13 protein-coding genes are annotated in these 20110 nt (G+C 54.3%); 1 reads left to right on the forward strand and 12 read right to left on the reverse strand.

The window, feature by feature from the left end; genetic code table 11:
• Window positions 1–217 precede the first annotated feature (217 nt).
• Complete coding sequence (locus RB298_RS02280) at window positions 218–1363, reverse strand: serine hydrolase domain-containing protein (RefSeq protein WP_486045541.1); 1146 nt, start codon at window positions 1361–1363, stop codon at window positions 218–220.
• A gap of 436 nt (window positions 1364–1799) precedes the next feature.
• On the opposite strand from RB298_RS02280, the gene RB298_RS02285 reads away from it, so the two are divergent.
• Window positions 1800–3941 (forward strand): alpha-amylase family glycosyl hydrolase, encoded by a 2142-nt coding sequence (locus tag RB298_RS02285; RefSeq protein WP_486045543.1) that lies wholly within the window; start codon window positions 1800–1802, stop codon window positions 3939–3941.
• Between the two features lie 502 nt (window positions 3942–4443).
• Here RB298_RS02285 and RB298_RS02290 read toward each other — a convergent pair.
• The 11 genes from RB298_RS02290 to purQ all read right to left on the reverse strand — a co-directional run bounded on the left by RB298_RS02290 (window position 4444) and on the right by purQ (window position 20108).
• Window positions 4444–6480: a methyl-accepting chemotaxis protein gene (locus RB298_RS02290; RefSeq protein ID WP_486045545.1), complete on the reverse strand. Its 2037-nt coding sequence runs from the start codon at window positions 6478–6480 to the stop codon at window positions 4444–4446.
• A gap of 133 nt (window positions 6481–6613) precedes the next feature.
• Window positions 6614–7456 carry a sugar ABC transporter permease gene (locus tag RB298_RS02295; protein ID WP_486045547.1) on the reverse strand — a complete coding sequence of 281 codons (843 nt, stop codon included), beginning with the start codon at window positions 7454–7456 and terminating at the stop codon, window positions 6614–6616.
• Complete coding sequence (locus RB298_RS02300; RefSeq protein ID WP_096774971.1) at window positions 7456–8769, reverse strand: sugar ABC transporter permease; 1314 nt, start codon at window positions 8767–8769, stop codon at window positions 7456–7458. Before RB298_RS02300 ends, RB298_RS02295 begins: the two co-directional genes overlap by 1 nt.
• A gap of 97 nt (window positions 8770–8866) precedes the next feature.
• Window positions 8867–10177, reverse strand: a complete 1311-nt coding sequence (locus tag RB298_RS02305; RefSeq protein ID WP_009592303.1) for a sugar ABC transporter substrate-binding protein — start codon at window positions 10175–10177, stop codon at window positions 8867–8869.
• A 541-nt stretch (window positions 10178–10718) separates the two neighbouring features.
• Window positions 10719–11987, reverse strand: a complete 1269-nt coding sequence (purD, locus tag RB298_RS02310) for a phosphoribosylamine--glycine ligase (protein ID WP_486045550.1) — start codon at window positions 11985–11987, stop codon at window positions 10719–10721.
• A gap of 214 nt (window positions 11988–12201) precedes the next feature.
• Window positions 12202–13749, reverse strand: a complete 1548-nt coding sequence (purH, locus tag RB298_RS02315) for a bifunctional phosphoribosylaminoimidazolecarboxamide formyltransferase/IMP cyclohydrolase (RefSeq protein ID WP_036661938.1) — start codon at window positions 13747–13749, stop codon at window positions 12202–12204.
• Window positions 13750–13905: 156 nt separating this feature from the next.
• Window positions 13906–14514, reverse strand: coding sequence for a phosphoribosylglycinamide formyltransferase (gene purN, locus RB298_RS02320; protein WP_096774969.1), 609 nt, complete (start codon window positions 14512–14514; stop codon window positions 13906–13908).
• The gene (gene purM, locus RB298_RS02325; RefSeq protein WP_096774968.1) at window positions 14514–15554 is read right to left on the reverse strand and encodes a phosphoribosylformylglycinamidine cyclo-ligase; all 1041 of its coding nucleotides are present in this window, start codon (window positions 15552–15554) and stop codon (window positions 14514–14516) included. The genes purN and purM overlap by 1 nt, the downstream gene beginning before the upstream one ends.
• A gap of 180 nt (window positions 15555–15734) precedes the next feature.
• Entirely contained in the window at window positions 15735–17213 is a 1479-nt protein-coding gene (purF, locus tag RB298_RS02330; RefSeq protein ID WP_452517799.1) for an amidophosphoribosyltransferase, read from the reverse strand.
• Window positions 17198–19441 (reverse strand): phosphoribosylformylglycinamidine synthase subunit PurL, encoded by a 2244-nt coding sequence (gene purL, locus RB298_RS02335; protein ID WP_096774967.1) that lies wholly within the window; start codon window positions 19439–19441, stop codon window positions 17198–17200. Before purL ends, purF begins: the two co-directional genes overlap by 16 nt.
• Window positions 19419–20108 carry a phosphoribosylformylglycinamidine synthase subunit PurQ gene (purQ, locus tag RB298_RS02340; RefSeq protein WP_012819095.1) on the reverse strand — a complete coding sequence of 230 codons (690 nt, stop codon included), beginning with the start codon at window positions 20106–20108 and terminating at the stop codon, window positions 19419–19421. The genes purL and purQ overlap by 23 nt, the downstream gene beginning before the upstream one ends.
• Window positions 20109–20110: the final 2 nt, after the last annotated feature.

Here is a 20110-nt window from a genome sequence, read left to right on the forward strand (position 1 = left end):
CATGTCTGGACGAATTATCTATGCAGCAGCTCCCATAAATGTACCGACATCAGGAGGCATTGCTTAATGTCCATCCGGCGTTAGCTCGGCTTCGGATTGCTGCCGCTGCGGAATCGAACGAACTAATGTTTTGTACATCGTACGCACTGCTCCCTATGCAAACGGTGCGTGAGTCGGGGCATGCTTGGATGGCTGGACAACATGCCGCATTCCAGTCTTACCATGACACGGCTCCCTTCAAAGCGTTGTGGACCCGTGCGCGCAGCTGAGCCACGCTGCTGCTCCGCCCCCCATATACGCGGTTGGTCAGCAGAACGACCGCAAGATCAGACTCGGGATCGATCAACAGGCTGGTTCCGGTAAAGCCGGTATGCCCGTAACAGTATGGGCTCATCCAATCTCCCGAGGCGTCCATCTTATCCCCTTTCAGCACCCATCCCAAACCACGGCTCGAGCCCTGAATATGACTCGTATGGGGACGGGTGGCCGTAGCCGCCGCAGCTCGAGATAGAAGCCTCGGTTCGCCGGCTTTCGCCTTCGCAGCTTCCACCGCCGGAAGCGCGCCCTGTGCAAGCCACATTCGGGCATACTGCAGCAGGTCCCCTGCCGTGGCAAACAATCCCGCATGGCCGCACACGCCGCCCAAAGCCCGCGCCTTCTCGTCATGGACGATCCCGCACAGATGATCCTGGATGGATTCATCATGCTCCGTTGCGGCATAGCGGTGCGCCTGACCCGGCGAAGGAGTCAGCGTTGCGTGATGCATGCCCAGCGGATCCGCCACCCATCGCTTAAACGCTTGGTCCAAAGGCAGCTCGAGCGACCGTTCTATGATGCGACCAAGCACCAGATATCCCAAGTCGCTGTAAATCACTTCGGTATTCGGCTTCGCCGCAAGCGGCGCTGAAAAAACGGCATCCCACATCTGCTCCCTGTCCCAGCCATGGGAATGCAGGTTCATATCCGCCTGGAGCCCGGAAGTATGCGTCAGCAGCTGGCCTACCGTTATCTCTTCTTTGCCTGCCGTTCCGAATGAAGGCAGCATCTCGCTCGCCTTTGTGCTCAAGGTGAGAACTCCATCATCGATCAATTGCAGAATCAACGGGAGCGTGACCGCCACCTTGGTCAAGGATGCACAATCGTATAATGTATCCTCTCTAACAGGCACAGGCTGCCCCTGCACCGGATTAGGATTGGCATAGCCTGCTGTGTAGAACCATGTCCTGCCTTCATGCAGAACGCCCAGTACGGCACCCGGCGTCGTACCCGCGGCTATTTCGCGTTCAATGGCGGCGCACGCCGCCTTCACTCCCTTGATTCCCAAGCCCAGCTGCTCTGCACCGGCCTTCACATGAGTCTCCATTGAACTTTCCTCCTTTGCTTCCAGGCCTTGATTTGGATCAACTAAACAGCAAACACGCCATTTTTACATGAACTGATTCAAATTGTAAACGCTTGCTAAACCTATTATATGGCCTGTAAAATTTTGTTTCAATAATAAATAAGAACTATAAAATTTAATTTCATGACATGAAATATTAATTTCCTTTTATTTGGATATTACATATTGACACCTGAATACGCTTTCATTTACAATATTGTTGAAATCAAACACTCGCATAATTTAAGGGCCATGCATTCCGTCACCGCACACCCGGTATGGAACAACCCCGGTTTCTCTTCAGGAGATGCCGGGGTTTTTTGTTGCCCTATCTTTGGTACAGGAGGTGATTCCCCGCAGCTTCGGTTTGCTCATTGAACCAACCCCCATTCAACAACTGCTACATAGGAGGAATACGATGAAAAAATTCTACAAACTGACAACCGCCCTTGCCCTTAGCTTGTCCCTGGCGCTGAGCTTGCTCGGCCCAGCCCATGCAGCTCCGGATACCTCGGTATCCAACAAGCAAAATTTCAGCACGGATGTCATTTATCAAATCTTTACGGACCGTTTCTCCGACGGCAATCCTGCCAACAACCCGACCGGCCCGGCCTTTGACGGCACCTGCACCAACCTGCGGCTGTACTGCGGCGGCGACTGGCAAGGGATCATCAACAAAATCAACGACGGCTACCTGACCGGCATGGGCGTTACCGCCATCTGGATCTCCCAGCCGGTCGAGAACATCTACAGCGTCATCAACTATTCCGGCGTGAACAACACCGCATACCACGGCTATTGGGCCAGAGACTTCAAGAAAACGAACCCGGCGTACGGCACGATCGCCGATTTCCAGAACCTCATCGCTGCCGCCCATGCCAAGAACATCAAAGTCATCATCGACTTCGCGCCGAACCACACGTCTCCCGCTTCCTCGGACCAGCCGTCGTTCGCGGAGAACGGCAAGCTGTACAACAACGGCACCCTCCTCGGCGGATACACCGGCGATACGCAGAATTTATTCCATCATAACGGGGGAACCGATTTCTCGACGACAGAGAACGGGATTTACAAAAACCTGTACGATCTTGCCGATCTGAACCACAACAACAGCACGGTGGATACCTACCTGAAGGATGCCATTAAAATGTGGCTCGATCTGGGCATTGACGGCATTCGGATGGATGCGGTAAAACATATGCCGTTCGGCTGGCAGAAGAGCTTCATGGCCACCGTCAACAATTACAAGCCGGTCTTCACCTTCGGCGAATGGTTCCTCGGGGTGAACGAAGTGAGTGCCGAGAACCATAAGTTCGCCAACGAATCCGGCATGAGCCTGCTGGATTTCCGATTCGCGCAGAAGGTTCGCCAGGTATTCAGGGACAACACCGACAATATGTACGGACTGAAGTCCATGCTGGAGGGCTCTGCGGCCGATTACCTCCAGGTGGAGGATCAGGTCACGTTCATCGATAACCATGACATGGAACGATTCCACAATAACAGCGCCAACCGCCGGAAGCTGGAGCAAGCGCTCGCCTTCACGCTCACTTCCCGCGGCGTGCCAGCCATCTATTACGGAACCGAGCAATACATGTCCGGCGGGAACGATCCCGACAACCGGGCTCGAATTCCTTCTTTCTCTACCACGACTACGGCTTATCAGGTAATTAAAAAGCTGGCGCCATTGCGCAAATCCAACCCGGCCATCGCTTACGGGACGACGCAGGAGCGCTGGATCAACAACGATGTGTTGATCTACGAGCGCAAGTTCGGCAACAACGTGGCCGTCATCGCCGTCAACCGCAACGTGAACACGCCGGCTAACATTACGGGATTGGTAACCTCACTGCCGGCCGGCAGCTACACCGACGTGCTGGGCGGCCTCCTGAACGGTAACAATCTGACCGTCGGCTCCGGCGGATCCGCCTCCAACTTCACACTGGCAGCGGGCGGTACGGCCGTATGGCAGTACACCACGGCCGTGACTACGCCGACCATCGGGCACGTAGGACCGATGATGGCCAAACCGGGCGCAACCGTCACCATTGACGGCCGCGGCTTCGGAGCAACCAAAGGCACGGTATACTTTGGCACGACGGCAGTTACCGGCGCTAACATTACGGCTTGGGAAGACACGCAGATCAAGGTGAAAATCCCTGCCGTTGCCGGAGGCGTATATAACATCAAAATCGCCAACAGCGCCGGAACCTCAAGCAATGTGCATGACAACTTCGAAGTGCTGAGCGGGGATCAGGTCAGCGTGCGCTTTGTGGTGAACAACGCTACCACCGCGCTCGGACAGAACGTGTACCTGGCAGGCAGCGTAAGCGAGCTCGGCAACTGGGACCCGGCCAAAGCCATCGGTCCGTTGTACAACCAGGTCATCTACCAATACCCAACCTGGTACTATGACGTCAGCGTTCCCGCCGGCAAAACCATCGAATTCAAATTCCTGAAAAAACAGGGCTCGACGGTAACATGGGAAGGCGGTTCGAACCATACCTTTACCGCTCCAACGAGCGGAACGACCACCATTAACGTGAACTGGCAGCCGTAAGTAGAAGAACGTCTAGCTCTTACCGAAGAGCGGCACCTAAACAAAACCAGCTCCGGGAATTGTCCCGGAGCTGGTTTTCTTCATGCAGTCATAATTCCTGCAGGCAGTAGCCCGTTACGCACAAAGCACCTCAACATTCCCTCTGCACTGCATGAGCGATTCCCAAAGGGAGATCATGCTCAGCAGGCAGTAACTCGACAAGCAGGCGGGGCAACTCAACGGACCCGCGCTAATTTCCAGCCATCCGAGCACCACGCCCACCAGCAAAAAAGCCGATGAAGATCTCCCCCTTCATCGGCCTCTTTCTTCCCCCACACCCTAGCGTAAATGGTTGTGCGTTTAGCACGCAGTAGCGGAGAGGACGAATCGATTCCGGAAAAACGATAGTGGTCGCCTTTGCCCCCGATTTTCTACCGAAAAATCAACGTTCAAAGAAAATTGGGGGCAACAGCGATTGGAGGAACGATACGTACTCGCAGCGTCTCACTATAGAGAAAACCATTTACGTCCTAAACATCACCAAAGACTTACGCAAGCCCTCCGACAGCTCCTCCAATCGCGACGACAGGCCGACCAGCTTCTCGCTCACCTTGAACTGCTCGGACGACATCGAAGCGACCTCCTCCGTGGCGGCGCTGGTTTCCTGGACAATCGAGCTCGCCTCCGAGATGGAGTCGGTCAGCGCCAGCTGGGAATCGATCAGAACTTCCACCGCATGCGTAGACTCGCTGATCTCGGTTAAGAGCGCATCCATCTCGTGACGCACGTTATCAAAGACGCCCTGTGCTTCCTGCACCGAATGCAGTTGCTCGTCAAAGAGCGGCGATGCCGACGTCAAAGCATCCACGGAGCCCTGCACCTCGCGCCGAATGTCCAGGATCATCGCGCCTACGGTCTGGATCGACTCTTTGGAACGATCCGCGAGGCTCCGCACTTCATTGGCAACCACCATGAAGCCGCTGCCTGCCGCCCCGGCGCGGGCAGCCTCAATCGTCGCGTTAATGGACAGCACGTTGGTCTGATGCGTGATCTCCGACATCAGCTCCAATATTTTGTGGATCGATGCGGTATTATCCTTCAGCTTCTCCGCATTCTGGACGATCGCCCGGTTCACCTGGTTAATCCGCGTCGATTTCTCCACCAGGCTGTCCATATGCTGCGCGCCTTCCCCCGTTACCCGGAGCACGCGATCCGCCGCGGCCGCGATCACCTGATTCGTATCGGACACCTTGCTCATCCGGACGCCGATGTTCTCGGCCAGCTGGTTCTCGCGTTCGGCCTCCATGGCCAGGCTTCCGCTTCCCTGCGCAATCTGTTCCATGGCGGCCGCGATCTCTCCGGCCGTAAGCGACGTTCCTCTTGAGGCTTCGGCCAATTCCTCGGCCGTAACCAGCACTTCCTTCGCCGACGCATTCGTCTGATCGACCAAAGCCGAGATTTGCCCCATCATCCGGTTGAAGCTCTGACCCAGACGGCCAATCTCATCGGCACGGCGGAATTCCGTCCGCACCCTTAAGTTCCCCTGCTCTCCCTCTTCCATCAGGCTGCACATCTGGTTCAGCGGTCGGCCGACGGTACGCATCATATAGTAGCCGATCAGAACAGCAACCAGAACCGCTGCCACAATGACCGCAAGCGTAACGGCAAGCAATTTGTCAGTGGCCTGCACGAAATCGCTAACGGGAGCAAAGCCGACCATATGCCATGGGGCCGTCTTCAAAGGCGTATATACCACCATCTGCTCGTCGGCGGTATAGTAGCTCCCCCCTTCCTCGGCGTCTGAAGGAACCGTAATGGCGGACGGCTGCATCAGCCGAGCCGGGTCCATGTCGTGCACGATCCGGTTATCTTCGGCCACGATCCGCATCTGTCCGTTATTCCCTATTTTTAGATTCGCCAGCACCTCGCCGACCGCCTCGTCCTTGACATCCATCAGAAGTACGTACTGCGCATTCGGATTTTTCAGGTTTTTCAGCAATCTCCCCATCGTCATGGTGGCGGTATTCTCGTTCTCCATAAAACCCTTGACCTCTGTCGGGAACCATACCGGTTCGCCATCGGCCTGAATAATCCGGTCGATCTTCGCCTTCACCCCGTCCGAAGAAGACATGCCCGAATAGCCCGTGGAGTTATAGGAGCTTTGAGCCTGAAGATTGGGCGCGACCAGACGCATGCCCTGCAGACGTTTATCCGAAGATGCCATCCCGTTCAGCTTCTCACGGATCCGGTTCTCGGCCTGGGTTTTGTCCCGAATGCCGATATCCGCCGTGCTGACCGTCACCAGATCTTCGCGAAGCACCGTGTCCAGCGCCCACTGGCGGGAGGCGGCTTCATACTGGGCCAGCAGAAAATCCAGCTTGTCCGCAGCCTGCATCATCTGCCCCGAGGTCGCTTCGGATACCTGATCCATTACCGTGTCCTTGGAGATGGAATACGACAATAACCCCAGCGCCGAAGATAATAGCACGATCGTTGTAAAAAAGATAACAAACAGCTTCATGCCGACCGCCTTGAATTGAAAACGCTTTGTCATGTTCATGTTATGTACCCCCTGATTGCATGCATACATGCAAAAAGACACAGCAAGGCAATTACCGGCTGTGTCTCTTCGCTGTTCTCTCTATCTATATGTCTTATGATGATATCGTGCGTTTGGCTATCCGTTTTTGGGCTTACCCTTTGCTTGCGCCGGCCGTCATGCCGTCGACCAGCAAACGCTGCAGGAACACGAACAGCAGGGTGATCGGCAGTGCGATCAGCACCGATGCCGCCGCGAATAACGTAAAGTTGCTGTCCTGGGTGGAGTTGACGAGATCCCACAGACCGACGGCGAGCGTCCAGTTTTCCTTGGTCCGGAGCACGAGCCGGGCAAAGATAAAGTCTACCCACGGGCCTACGAACAGCGTCAAGCCCATATACATGATCATCGGCTTCGACAACGGCAGAATGATTTTGCGGAAGATCTGGAAGTTGGTGGCTCCGTCTATCTTCGCCGCTTCATCCAAGCTTCGCGGTATCGTATCCAGGAAGCCCTTCATGATGAGCGTTCCGCCAAGCGGCGCCCCGGCCGCATACACGATGATCATCGCAGCATGCGTATTCAGCAGGTCCAGGGAGTTCAACAGGATATACAGGGCGATCATGCTCATGAAGCCCGGGAACATCCCCAGCACGAGAATGACCGATAGCGCATTCTGACGGCCTTTGAACCGGAAGCGGGATACCGCATAACTAGTAAGCAGGACAAGAATAGTCCCGATAATCATGGAGAACACCGCAATTTTCAGCGTGTTCATGTACCATGTGCCAAACAGGAAGCTTTGGGACGTGAACAGCTCTTTATAATGACTGAGCGTGAAGGATTCTGGTATCAAGGATTTGCTGTACAACGACTTTCCGGGACGGAAAGAGGCCAGAACAATCCAGAGCGCCGGGTAAATACAGCCGATCGCGATGATGACAAGCGTGATGTAGCTTGCCGTCAGGCGGATCGCGTTTCTCATTTTAATTCCCATTATTGGATCATATCCTCCTCTTTGAATGATCTGGTACGACGATAATTGTAAATCGAGAAGGTCGCAATAATCATGAAGATGATAATACCGATGGCCGATGCCATGCTGTAACGCTGCTGATCCAGCGTCAGTTTATAGAGCCAGGTGACGAGCAGGTCCGTCGCTCCCGCGTATTGATAGTCGCCCACCACCGGGTTACCGTTCGTCAGGAGGAAAATCAAGTTAAAGTTGTTGATATTACCGGCAAATTGCGTAATCAGCACCGGTGCCGTCGAGAATAAAATCATCGGCAGGGTAATGATCTTGAACTTCTGGAAGCCGGTCGCTCCATCCACGTCCGCCGCTTCATAGAGATCCTTCGGAATCGTGGTCAGAACGCTCATCACGAGGAGCATGGATACAGGGATACCGACCCACATATTAACAACGATAACGGTCACTTTAGCCCAGACCGGATCGGTCAGCCAAGGCAGTCCTTCCAAACCGAAGTACCTTAAATACTGGTTGATCGGGCCGAACTGTCCATTAAACATATTACGCATGACAAGCAGCGAGATCAGCTGCGGGATCGCATATGGAATGATCAGGATGACGCGCCATACGCCTTTGAAGCGAATTCCTTTTTGTTGGATAAGCAGCGCCACGAGCACGCCGCCGAAATACGTGGTAACCGTTGCGAGCACCGCCCAGATGATCGTCCAGGTCAGAACCCCGAAAAAGGTGTGGCTCCACGATTTTAGTGCAACGAGGTTGGTAAAGGTTTTGAAGCCAACCCAATCCACCAGGTTTGCAGGCGGCAGATTGTTTGGAGCGGAATAGTTCGTAAACGCCAGCAGGACCATGAAGATGATCGGCATGACCGTAAAAAACAAAATACCGATCGCCGGCAGTGTCAGGAAAGATTGCGCAAATTTCCATTCGAAAATATAGTAAAGGGTCTGTCTGAAATTGTTGGGCGTTACACCCTTTTCCCTTAGTTTTCCAGCGTTATATGCGTTTTTGATATTGGCATAGTAGCCAATAAGAAAGAGCGCAAACATAATTAAGGTGATAAGTCCTTCAATCAGGAGATTGATGGAATGGTCACCCGCTACCATTTGGGTCAAGCCGTTGACTTTTTCTAAATGGCTCCCCTGTTCTCCCAATGTTACCATTCCCCAGATGGCATCACCCAGGTTGTTAATGAAGTAATACAGACTGAATACGCCTACGATAAGTAAAATAACGCCTTTGATCCATTGCCGATTGTAAAGCTGACCCAGACCCATGCAGATGGCTGATAATACGGCCGCTGTGATACGATGTTGACGCATGCTCCCTCCATTCTCCTCTCCGTATAATCGAGGAATCACCCGCCGGTTGTTCGGCGGGTGAACTTCTTCATCTGTCTCGTATTATATAAGAACGCTATTACTCGCCAGCTCCACCACTGTTGAGGTCTTTCACTTGAGTTACAGCTTTATCCAGCGTTTCTTTCACGTCTTTGTTGTTGTCCCAGATCTCAGCCAGCGCAGCGCCTACTGGAGACCATACGTTAGCCATTTCCGGTACGGAAGGCATCGGCTGGGAAGATTTGAACTGCTCCGTAAATGCCGATACATACTCGTCGTTCTTGATTTGATCGTCTTCTTGAGCTTCGTTGTTGGTCGGAACCGAACCAACCAATGCGCTCAATTGCAATTGTGCTTCTTTGGACGTTGCGAAGTCGGCGAACAGACGAGCTGCTTGCGGATACTTCGTGAACGAGCTTACGTACCAAGCTTTGATACCGGAGAACGATACGGCAGGCTGACCGCCGATCGTCGGGATTGGAGCAACGCCGAGCTTGTCGCCAAGCGCTTCTTTGTATCCGCCAAGCTCCCAAGGTCCGTTAATGTCCATCGCCAGATCGCCGGCCGTGAACAATCCGCGCTTGATATCAGGCGTAATATCGCCGGATTTTACCGGAAGGATTTCCTTAAGGCTTGCATATACTTCCATGCTCTTCACTGCGCCTTCGTTGTTCAAGCCGATATCGTTGACGTCGGCACCGCCGTTACCGAAGATGTATCCACCGTTGGAAGCAAGGAACGGATAAGCGAAGTACAGGTTGCCTGTCTCGAACATGAATCCATACTTGTTCTTGGATTTGTCGGTGAAGGTTTTGCTGAATTCGATAACCTCTTCCATCGTTGTCGGAACTTCTTTTACCAAGTCCTTGTTGTAGTACATCAGGTAAGTTTCCGCAGCGCGAGGGTATCCGTACAGAACGCCGTCATAGCTTACGCCTTGGATGGCGGCTTCCGTGTTGTTGCTTTTCGTTTTTTCTTCATAAAAATCGTTAGGCAGAACCAGGTTTGTCGCTACGGCTTTACCCAGGTTATCGTGAGGGAACAGTACGACGTCGGCAGCCAAGCCGGATGGTCCGTCTTGCGCAAGCTTGGTTACTTGATCAGTTGGGGACAATTCTTCAATGGTCACTTCAACGCCGTATTTCTCGGTAAATTCTTTGGCGACCGCATCGGTGTAAGCTCTTTCGTCCCGGCTTTCCCATACGACCAATTTCGCGCCTTCTTCTGGCTTAAGTTCCTGTGTCTCTGTATTTTCGGCCGGCGTTTCCTGTGCTGGCGGAGTCTCAGCAGGTGCCTCCGTAGCTGGAGCGGCCGTATTTCCTCCGCACGCTGTAATGGAGAACGCCAACGTGAAGGTTGCAGCTAGCGTAAGTAACTTCTTCATCTTCATTCCATGATTACCCCTCTCAATAAATGATCAGAAAATGTTGGAAATCTGCGCAAACGATTTCAGAAAATTTTCAGCGTCTCTTTTTCTATGTAGCATCTGGCGAGATACTCAGGAAAAATCCCGTTGAGAAAGCGCTTCATTCACTGAAAACATCATACAACATTTAATATCGAATGTAAAAACGTTTGCACAGATCATTTTTCCCCGTTTTAGGCATATAATCTTCTATTACCTTCGGTATTCACTGTATTTCGTAAGTTATCATAAAAATAGTTGTGCAGATCCTGTGCAATCCTGTCATTCTGCACGTTATTTGAGACAAGAAGCCATCATAAATGCCTGCTTGTTGAACAAACGTTTGCACAATAGTGGGAAATAGAAACAGATGTGCCCGGGTCTGACATGAGCGGATCTTGCCTCTAAGCTTGGCTTCCCCATGCATTTCCGATAACAGCAAGAAAGGACTACCGCTTGTGATCTTTAGAAACCGATCTGCGGCAGTCCTTTATTTTTACGCATGGTTGTTAGTGAATGAGCTTGCTTATTGCAGTGCTTTCAGCGCAATATCCGTCCGGTTAAACTTGCCTTCGAACGCAATCGCTTCTGCCCGTTCATAGGCTTTCGCGCGTGCCGCAGCGATATCTGCGCCTAAACCGACAACGCCCAGGACACGCCCCCCGTTCGTTCTCCAGGTTCCATCGGCATCGCGAGAAGTGCCCGCATGAAATACGATCGTCCCGTCCTGCTCGTTGTCCAGGCCGGTGATCGCGATTCCTTTCGGATACGATGCAGGGTAACCGCCGGAAGCCAGTATGACGCATACGGCTGCTTCATCGCCCCACTCCAGCTCAAGATCGGCCAGGGTTCCGTTCACGGCAGCAAGGAAAACGTCAAGCAGATCGGCCTTCAGGCGCGGCAATACAACCTGCGCTTCCGGATCGCCGAATCTGGCATTGAATTCAATGGTCTTCGGTCTGCCGTCCGGCGTGATCATCAATCCGGCAAACAGAACGCCACGGAACGGACGTCCTTCGGCAACCATCGCTTTTGCCGTAGGCTTGATGATCGTCTCAATGGCCTCTTCGATGATGGACGGCTGAATATGAGGCAATGGCGAATACGTTCCCATTCCTCCGGTATTTGGCCCCTGGTCCCCGTCATAGGCCGGCTTGTGATCCTGCGCGGCTGACATCGGCTTCACGGTTTCTCCGTCCACAAAGGCGAGGATCGACATTTCCTGGCCTTCCAGGAACTCCTCGATAACTACGCGGCTTCCGGCATCGCCAAACACCTTCGATTGCATGATGTCGCTGAGTGCCTGCTCGGCTTCCTCGATGGTCCGCGCAACGGTAACGCCCTTTCCTGCTGCGAGCCCGTCCGCTTTGACGACGATCGGCGCGCCTTGCTGGCGCAAGTAAGCAAGCGCCTCCTCGTAATTGTCGAACTTCGCGTAAGCCGCAGTCGGTATGTTGTATTTATGAAGCAGATCCTTCATGAAGGTTTTGCTGCCCTCGATTTCGGCCGCGTTTTTGCGCGGACCGAATACCGGGATGCCCGTAGCGTCAAACGCATCCACGATGCCTTCCGCCAGCGGATCATCCGGACCGACAACAATGAGACCCACCTGCTTCTCTACGGCGAAAGCCGCCAGCTTATCAAATTCCGATACCGCAATCGGCACGCACTCGGCCAGCTGCCCAATTCCGGCATTGCCCGGCGCACAGTAAATGGTGCCTGCTTTCGGGCTCTTTGCCAGTGCCCAAACGATGGCATGCTCTCTTCCGCCGCCTCCGATAACCAAAATATCCATGGTTTACCCCTCCCGAATCATTTCATATTGCCCGCGATATCGTTTCATTGCATGAATCATTTACGGGGCAAAGCGATAAGTCGACCTTTCGCCCCTTAAACGTAAAGGCGGCGCGCGCTAAGCGCGGCGTCGCCTCTATATGTTGCTGAATCAAAGGCGATCCTTCAGCAGCAGCCTGACGGCTGTAGCAAAGCTCCCTTTATATGCTCATGAATTAGTGCTTGAAATGTCTCACGCCGGTAAAGACCATGGCGATCCCGTATTCGTTGGCAGCCTTAATGGATTCCTCATCCTTAATGGAGCCGCCCGGCTGAATGATGGCGGTAATGCCGGCTTTCGCCGCAAGCTCCACCGTATCGCCCATCGGGAAGAAGGCATCGGAAGCGAGAACCGCGCCTTTGGCTTTCTCTCCCGCCTGCTCCACCGCAATGCGCGCGGAACCGACACGGTTCATTTGACCTGCGCCTACGCCGACGGTCATGTCGTCAGCCGCCAATACAATTGCGTTCGACTTGACGTGCTTGACCACCTTCCAGCCGAAGAGCAGCTGCTTCAGCTCGGCTTCGGTCGGCTCGCGGTCCGTCACGACCTTCAGGTCAGCCGCATCGAGGGAATGCACATCGCTTTCCTGCACGATCATGCCGCCTTCAATGGTTGTTACGGCAAGCGTGCTTTGGCGCTCCTTGGCCGAGCCGAACTCGCCCATCTTCAGCAGACGGATGTTTTTCTTTTTCGTCAGAATCTCCAGTGCCTCCGGCGTGAAGTCCGGTGCCAGGATAATTTCAAGGAAAATATCCTTCAGCAGATCGGCCGTCGGAGCGTCAATCGTCCGGTTTGCGGCCACGATGCCGCCGAAGATGGACGTCGGATCCGCATTGTAAGCTTTTTGATAAGCTTCCAATACATTCGTCCCGATGCCGACGCCGCAAGGATTCATATGCTTCACGGCCACCACGGTCGGCTCGTCGAATTCCTTCACGATCTGGAGGGCCGCGTTTGCGTCATTGATATTGTTGTAGGAGAGCTCTTTGCCGTGCAGCTGCTCGGCGGTCGTCAACGTTCCCGCAGGAGCCAGCGGCTTCCGGTAAAATGCCGCCTTTTGATGCGGATTTTCGCCATAGCGAAGATCCTGGATCTTCTCGTAGGTGACGCTAAAGCGCTCAGGAAGCGGATCCCCTGTCACATTCGACAAATAATCGGAAATGAGCGTATCGTAGGCAGCCGTATGACGGAATACCTTGGCTGCAAGGCGCTTCCGGGTTTCCAGCGTCGTATCGCCGCCGCCGCGGATTTCCTCGATCACGCTGCCGTAATCCGCCGCATCGACAACCACGCTCACAAAAGCATGGTTTTTCGCAGCCGAACGCAGCATCGTCGGCCCGCCGATGTCGATATTTTCGATCGCATCTTCATACTCGACATCCGGCTTCGCGATCGTTTCCTGGAACGGGTACAGGTTCACCACGACCAGATCGATGTAATCGAGGCCCAGCTCCTGCATTTGACGCTGATGCTCCTCGCTGTCGCGAATGGCAAGCAAGCCGCTGTGCACCGCTGGATGAAGGGTTTTGACGCGTCCGTCCAGAATTTCCGGGAATCCGGTCACATCGGAAATGCCGATGACAGGAACGCCTTCTTTTGCTAGAAGGTTCTTCGTCCCTCCTGTCGAAATGATCTCTACACCCAATGAAGACAACTCGCGGCAAAATTCCACGACGCCGGTTTTGTCCGACACGCTGACCAAAGCTCTTTTGATACCCACGTTCATACCCCCTATTTTGAATGAAAATCTACTAAGTTAGGCCTGTCTTGATACCGTAGATGCTGTCGAAGATCCATAATTGCAAATTATTTCCCGAGAAATATCGAACATGTCGATTCACTGTAAGACCTTGTCCGCTTTTATTACAAATGCCTATTAGGCAATCGTCACATTCCGCCCGTTCAGCGAAATCCGCCCCTGGGCAAACCAGGAAACGACTTCAGAGTATAACTTCTGCTCCACGGCGTGAATGCGTTCTGCCAGCGTTTCCGCCGTATCGCCGTCCTTGATTTCAACGGCTTTCTGAGCGATAACCGGCCCGGTATCCATGCCGCCATCCACGAAATGCACCGTGACGCCGGTCATCTTCACGCCATACGCAAGCGCTTGGCCGATCGCGTCTTTGCCTGGAAAAGCAGGCAGGAGCGAAGGATGAATATTGATAATCCGTCCGTTATAGAACTCGACAAAGGAAGGACTCAATAGCCGCATATATCCTGCAAGGACAATTAATTCGACACCGCGCTGCTGAAGTTCTGCCGCAATTTCCCGTTCGTAATCTTCCTTTGAGGCATATTCCTTCGGCTGAAAGGCGAATACATCCACATTCGCCGCTTTAGCCAGCTCCACGACGGGAGCCTGAGGCTTGTCGCATACCAGAATGCTGATCTCGCCGCCCAGGGCTCCGCTTTGCTGCGCATCGACCAAAGCCTGAAAGTTGCTGCCTCTTCCGGAAGCGAACACCGCCATCCGAAACGCTCTCATTACACCTCAGCTCCCGTGAAGGTTACGATGCGCTCGCCTTCGGTCACGCGGCCGATGACATAAGCCTCTTCGCCTGCGGAGCGGAGGAATTGAAGCGCCCCGTCAGCATCCTGCTCCTTGACGACAAGCACCATGCCGATTCCCATATTGAATGTCGTAAACATGTCCTTGTTCGAAATGTCGCCTTTTTCCTGCATCAGCTTAAAAATCGGCAGAATCGGCCAAGCGCCGTATTCGATGTCGACGTTGACGCCATCCGGCAGCATGCGCGGAATATTCTCGATGAATCCGCCGCCCGTGATATGCGCCATGCCCTTTACTTCGATCTCTTTCAGCAGTCCGAGCAGCGGCTTCACGTAAATCTTGGTTGGTGCGAGCAGCACGTCGCCAAGACGTCCGCCCAGTTCCGGGAGCTCCTGCTGCAGCGAGTAGCCGGCATCCTCTAAAAGCAGCTTGCGGACGAGCGAGAAGCCGTTGCTGTGCACGCCGCTGGATGCCAAACCAATCACCGTGTCGCCTGCCGCGATATTCGACCCGTTGATCATTTTGCTCTTGTCGACAATGCCCACGGTAAAGCCCGCGATGTCATACTCGCCTTCGCTGTACATGCCCGGCATCTCCGCCGTTTCCCCGCCGATCAGGGAACAGCCCGCTTGATTGCATCCGTCGGCGATCCCTTTGACGATGGATTCGATTTTGGACGGAATGACCTTGTCGCACGCTAAATAGTCGAGAAAAAAGAGCGGTTCTGCGCCCTGCACCACGATATCGTTCACGCACATCGCTACCGCATCGATGCCGATGGTATCATGTTGGTCCATCGCGAATGCAAGCTTCAGCTTTGTGCCGACGCCATCCGTGCCTGAGACGAGTACCGGCTCTTCATATTGGTCTTTATTCAGCTTGAACAGTGCGCCAAAACCACCGAGGTCCGTCATGACTTCCGGCCTGAAAGTCGTTTTGACATGCTTTTTCATCCGCTCTACCGCTTCGTTGCCTGCAGCGATATCCACGCCTGCTTGTTTGTAAGTATCAGACACGCGCTCAACACTCCTTTTTCGTTATGACGAAAGTATCAGTTCACACATCATTTATGGGCTTAATCAATAATCAGCTTAAAGAGGTTGTTCTAACCAACCTTCCCGGTGCTGAAAACCGACCTTTTTGAATATTCACTTAAAGGGTGTATCCGAGAAAAAATGGCTGTCCGCTGCGCAGAATCAGCAGCTGCAGCCCATTTTCTCTTCCCCGTTGAAATCAATCTGCGTCGGGTACTCATTATCAAAGCATGCCATGCACAAGCCGCCTTTAGGGCTGTGCTCATCATAACCGCCAATGGCGGATATCAGTCCCTCCGGACTCAGGAACGACAGGGAATCCGCGTTGATCTCACGGCAGATTTCCTCGACGCTTTTCTCGGAGGCGATCAGTTCCCGGCGGTCCGGCGTATCGATGCCGTAGAAGCATGGGTTCTTGAACGGCGGCGACGTAATTCGCACATGCACTTCAGTCGCGCCCGCTTCGCGAAGCAGGTTGACGATCCGGCGGGACGTGGTTCCCCGTACGATGGAATCATCGATCATGACCACCCGTTTGCCTTCGACCACGCGCCGTACCGCGCTCAGCTTCATCTTCACGCCTTGCTCGCGCAGCTCCTGGCTCGGCTGAATGAACGTCCGGCCCGTGTATTTGTTCTTGATCAATCCCAGCTCGTAAGGAATGCCCGTCTGTTCGGCATAACCGATGGCGGCCGAGATGCTGGAATCCGGTACGCCCGTGACCACATCCGCATCCACGAACGATTCCAGGGCCATTTTGCTGCCCATCCGTTTGCGGGCCGAATGCAGGTTGGAGCCGTTCAGATCGCTGTCCGGACGGGAAAAATAAATATATTCCATCGCGCACAACGCTTTGCGTCCCGCTTCCGTGTACCGCTCTTCCCGAAGCCCGTTCCGATCGAGGATCAGCAGCTCCCCGGGAGCGACGTCGCGAATCGACTCAGCTCCGATAACTTCAAGCGCACAGGTCTCGGAGGTGAAGATGTACGCATCGCCCAGACGACCCATCGTGAGCGGACGGAGTCCGTTCGGGTCCGAGGCGACGAGCAGCTTGTCATTGGTCATGAGCAGAAACGCAAAGCCGCCCACCAGTCGCTGCAAGGCATCCTTGGCAGCCTCGACAAAATCCTTCGGCGAACGCGCGATCAGATGCGCAATGACCTCCGTATCGCTGGTCGTTTGGAAAATGGAGCCTTCCATCTCCAGCTCGCGCCGAAGCTTCGGCTCGTTCACGATGTTGCCGTTCGTGGCAATCGCCAGATTGCCCTCACGATATTTAAAGACGAGCGGCTGCGCATTCGTCAGCCTGCTGTCCCCGCTGGTCGAATACCGGACATGCCCGATCGACATGCTGCCCTGCAGCGATTCCAGCTTGTCTTTATCAAACACTTCTTTTACCAGCCCCATACCGCGGTGATAATTGAAATTTTCGCCGTCGGCCACGCAGATTCCCGCGCTCTCCTCGCCGCGGTGCTGGAGGGCGTGAAGCCCGTAATAGGAAAGGGAGGCGGCATCGGGATGCCCAAACACCCCGAATACGCCGCACTCTTCTTTTAAAGTATCGAAAATATCGCTCTGACCTGTTCCCTCATTGTAGTAATCCCCTGTCCACAGTCCTTCGGGTATCAGTTCATGAGACATGGAATGGCATCCTCCCAGACGGATTTCAAAGCCTCCACGGATTCTTCCAGCGCAGAAGCACCGTTAATGTTAATGCTAAGCTTGTTTCCGCCGACTACGCCAAGCGCGGTAAAAGGAACGCCCGCTTCTTGCAGGAGCTTCTCCAGCGCATTCTTGTGATCAGGAGACGCGGACAGCACGATCCGGGATTGGCTCTCGCTGAACAGCGCCACGTCGTTGCGCAGATCGGTTGCCCATTTCACGCTCGCGCCGATGCCGCCGCTGATGCAGCTTTCCGCAAGCGCTGCTGCAAGTCCGCCCTCCGACACGTCATGCGCCGATTGGACCAGACCCGATTGGATGGCTTTCAGTACGCCGCCGAGCAATTTCTTCTCGGTATCCAGGTTCAGCTCCGGCGGTCTTCCTTCCGACACTCCGTGCAGGATCGCTTGGAACTCGCTGCCCCCCAGTTCGGCACGGGTATCGCCCAGAACGTAGATGGCATCGCCCTCCGCCTTGAAGGCTTGCGTCGTAATATGATCCGTATCATGGATCAGGCCGACCATGCCGACAACCGGCGTCGGATAAATCGCGCCTTTGGCATTCTCGTTGTAGAGGCTGACGTTTCCGCCGATGACCGGCGTTTCAAGCTCACGGCAAGCTTCCGCCATGCCGTCCACGGCTTTTTCCATCTGCCAGAAAATTTCCGGCTTCTCCGGGCTTCCGAAGTTCAGGTTATCCGTAATTGCCAGCGGTTCGGCACCGGAGCACACGATATTGCGCGCCGCTTCGCTGACCGCGATTCTGCCGCCGAGCTCAGGGTCGAGGTAGACGTAACGACCGTTGCAGTCCGTTGTCATCGCCAGGGCTTTACGCGTTCCATGTACCGTTACGACGGCAGCATCCGAGCCCGGACGAACGGCCGTGCTGGTGCGAACCATGTAATCGTATTGGTTGTAGACCCATGCTTTGCTCGCAAGGCTTGGCGAAGCGAGCACCTTCTTGAGGGCGCCGCCCAAGTCCTTCACTTCTTCATAACGGAGCGTATCCACCGCAGCCTGCTCTTGATAATAAGCCGGTTCTTGGGATGGTTTGTTATAGATCGGGCACTCGTCGACGAGCGCTTTAACCGGCATGTCGCCAACCACCTCGCCGTGGTGGATCAGCTTCAGGCGGCCATCGTCCGTTACCTTGCCGACTTTTGCGCAGATAACGCCCCAGCGCTCGAAGATTTCGCGCGCTTGCGCTTCATGCTTCGGCTCAACGACGAACAGCATGCGCTCCTGGGATTCCGACAGCATCATTTCATAAGGCGTCATGCCCTCTTCGCGCTGAGGCACCTGATCCAGGTACAGCTCAAGACCGTTGCCTGCTTTACTTGCCATTTCTGCACTGGAGCAAGTCAATCCGGCCGCGCCCATATCCTGAATGCCCAGCACGATGCCGGAATCGATCAGCTCAAGGCAGGATTCCATCACGAGTTTCTCCATGAACGGATCGCCGACCTGAACGGCCGTACGGTTCGCTTCGGATTCCTCCGTCAGTTCTACGGAAGCGAAGGTCGCGCCATGAATACCGTCGCGGCCAGTTGGTGGCCCGACATAGAAGACCGGATTGCCTACCCCTTTTGCAACGCCGCGCTGAATCTTGTCATGGTCGATAACGCCTACGCACATCGCATTGACCAGCGGATTGCCTTCGTAGCTCTCGTCGAATACCACCTCGCCGCCTACCGTCGGGATTCCGATGCAGTTTCCGTAGCCGGCTATGCCGGATACCACGTGTTCGAACAAATATTTAACGCGATCGCTCTCCAGCTTGCCGAAACGAAGCGAGTTCAGTATCGCTACCGGTCTTGCCCCCATGGAGAAAATATCGCGGATTATGCCGCCTACGCCCGTAGCTGCGCCTTGGTAAGGCTCTACAGCGGAAGGGTGGTTATGGCTTTCGATTTTGAATACGACCGCTTGGTTGTCGCCGATATCGACGATCCCTGCGCCTTCGCCCGGGCCCATCAGGACGCGCGGGCCGCTTGTCGGGAAGCGGCGAAGCAGGGGCTTGGAGTTTTTGTAGGCGCAATGTTCGGACCACATGACGCTGAATACGCCGATTTCCGTGTAATTCGGCTTGCGTCCCATGAAGGAACAGATCAGCTCATACTCGCTGTCCGAAACTCCCATTTGCTTGTAAATCTGATGCTCTGCGATCTGTTCTGCCGTCGGTTCCTTAACGGACGTTTGCTGCGCCATGAGTATCCCTCCATGCCTGTAATATGGATGTAAACATTGCTTTACCGTCATCCGAGCCGAGCAGGCTGCTCACCGCGCGCTCCGGATGCGGCATCATGCCGATCACGTTGCCGCGCTCGTTGCAGATGCCCGCGATATCCTCGATCGAGCCGTTCGGATTGTCTTGATACGTAAATACGATTTGCCGGTTGTCCCGGAGCTTTTGAAGCGTTTCTTCATCACAGTAATAGTTGCCCTCGCCATGCGCGATCGGAATGACAATCTCTTGTCCCTCCGCGTAATCGCGGGTAAACGGCGTTGTATTATTGTTCACTTTAAGCACCGTGTCATGGCAGCGGAATTTCATCGAATCGTTGCGCCGCAGGGCTCCCGGAAGGAGTCCGGCTTCCGTCAAGATCTGAAATCCGTTGCAAATGCCCAGAATATACTTGCCCTCTTCCGCCGCTTTCGCCACTTCGTTCATGACCGGGGCGAACCGGGAAATCGCACCACACCGCAGATAATCTCCATAGGAAAATCCGCCCGGCACCAAAATACAATCGTATGGGGAAAGGTCCGTTGCCGTATGCCATACATAATCCACCGGCTGACCGATCGTCTCTTCTACCGCCTTATAGCAGTCAATGTCACAGTTGGAGCCAGGAAAGACCAGCACTGCAAATCTCATTG

This window comes from Priestia sp. BR_2 (assembly GCF_041954005.1).
Taxonomy (GTDB): Bacteria; Bacillota; Bacilli; order Paenibacillales; family Paenibacillaceae; genus Paenibacillus_AQ; species Paenibacillus_AQ lautus_A.

Excerpts from the sequence above, each read along its gene's own strand:
- RB298_RS02280 (WP_486045541.1), bottom strand. The coding sequence starts at position 1,363 with ATGGAGACTCATGTGAAGGCCGGTGCAGAGCAGCTGGGCTTGGGAATC.
- RB298_RS02285 (WP_486045543.1), top strand. The coding sequence starts at position 1,800 with ATGAAAAAATTCTACAAACTGACAACCGCCCTTGCCCTTAGCTTGTCC.
- RB298_RS02290 (WP_486045545.1), bottom strand. The coding sequence starts at position 6,480 with ATGAACATGACAAAGCGTTTTCAATTCAAGGCGGTCGGCATGAAGCTG.
- RB298_RS02295 (WP_486045547.1), bottom strand. The coding sequence starts at position 7,456 with ATGGGAATTAAAATGAGAAACGCGATCCGCCTGACGGCAAGCTACATC.
- RB298_RS02300 (WP_096774971.1), bottom strand. The coding sequence starts at position 8,769 with ATGCGTCAACATCGTATCACAGCGGCCGTATTATCAGCCATCTGCATG.
- RB298_RS02305 (WP_009592303.1), bottom strand. The coding sequence starts at position 10,177 with ATGAAGATGAAGAAGTTACTTACGCTAGCTGCAACCTTCACGTTGGCG.
- purD (WP_486045550.1), bottom strand. The coding sequence starts at position 11,987 with ATGGATATTTTGGTTATCGGAGGCGGCGGAAGAGAGCATGCCATCGTT.
- purN (WP_096774969.1), bottom strand. The coding sequence starts at position 14,514 with ATGAGAGCGTTTCGGATGGCGGTGTTCGCTTCCGGAAGAGGCAGCAAC.
- purF (WP_452517799.1), bottom strand. The coding sequence starts at position 17,213 with ATGTCTCATGAACTGATACCCGAAGGACTGTGGACAGGGGATTACTAC.
- purL (WP_096774967.1), bottom strand. The coding sequence starts at position 19,441 with ATGGCGCAGCAAACGTCCGTTAAGGAACCGACGGCAGAACAGATCGCA.
- purQ (WP_012819095.1), bottom strand. The coding sequence starts at position 20,108 with ATGAGATTTGCAGTGCTGGTCTTTCCTGGCTCCAACTGTGACATTGAC.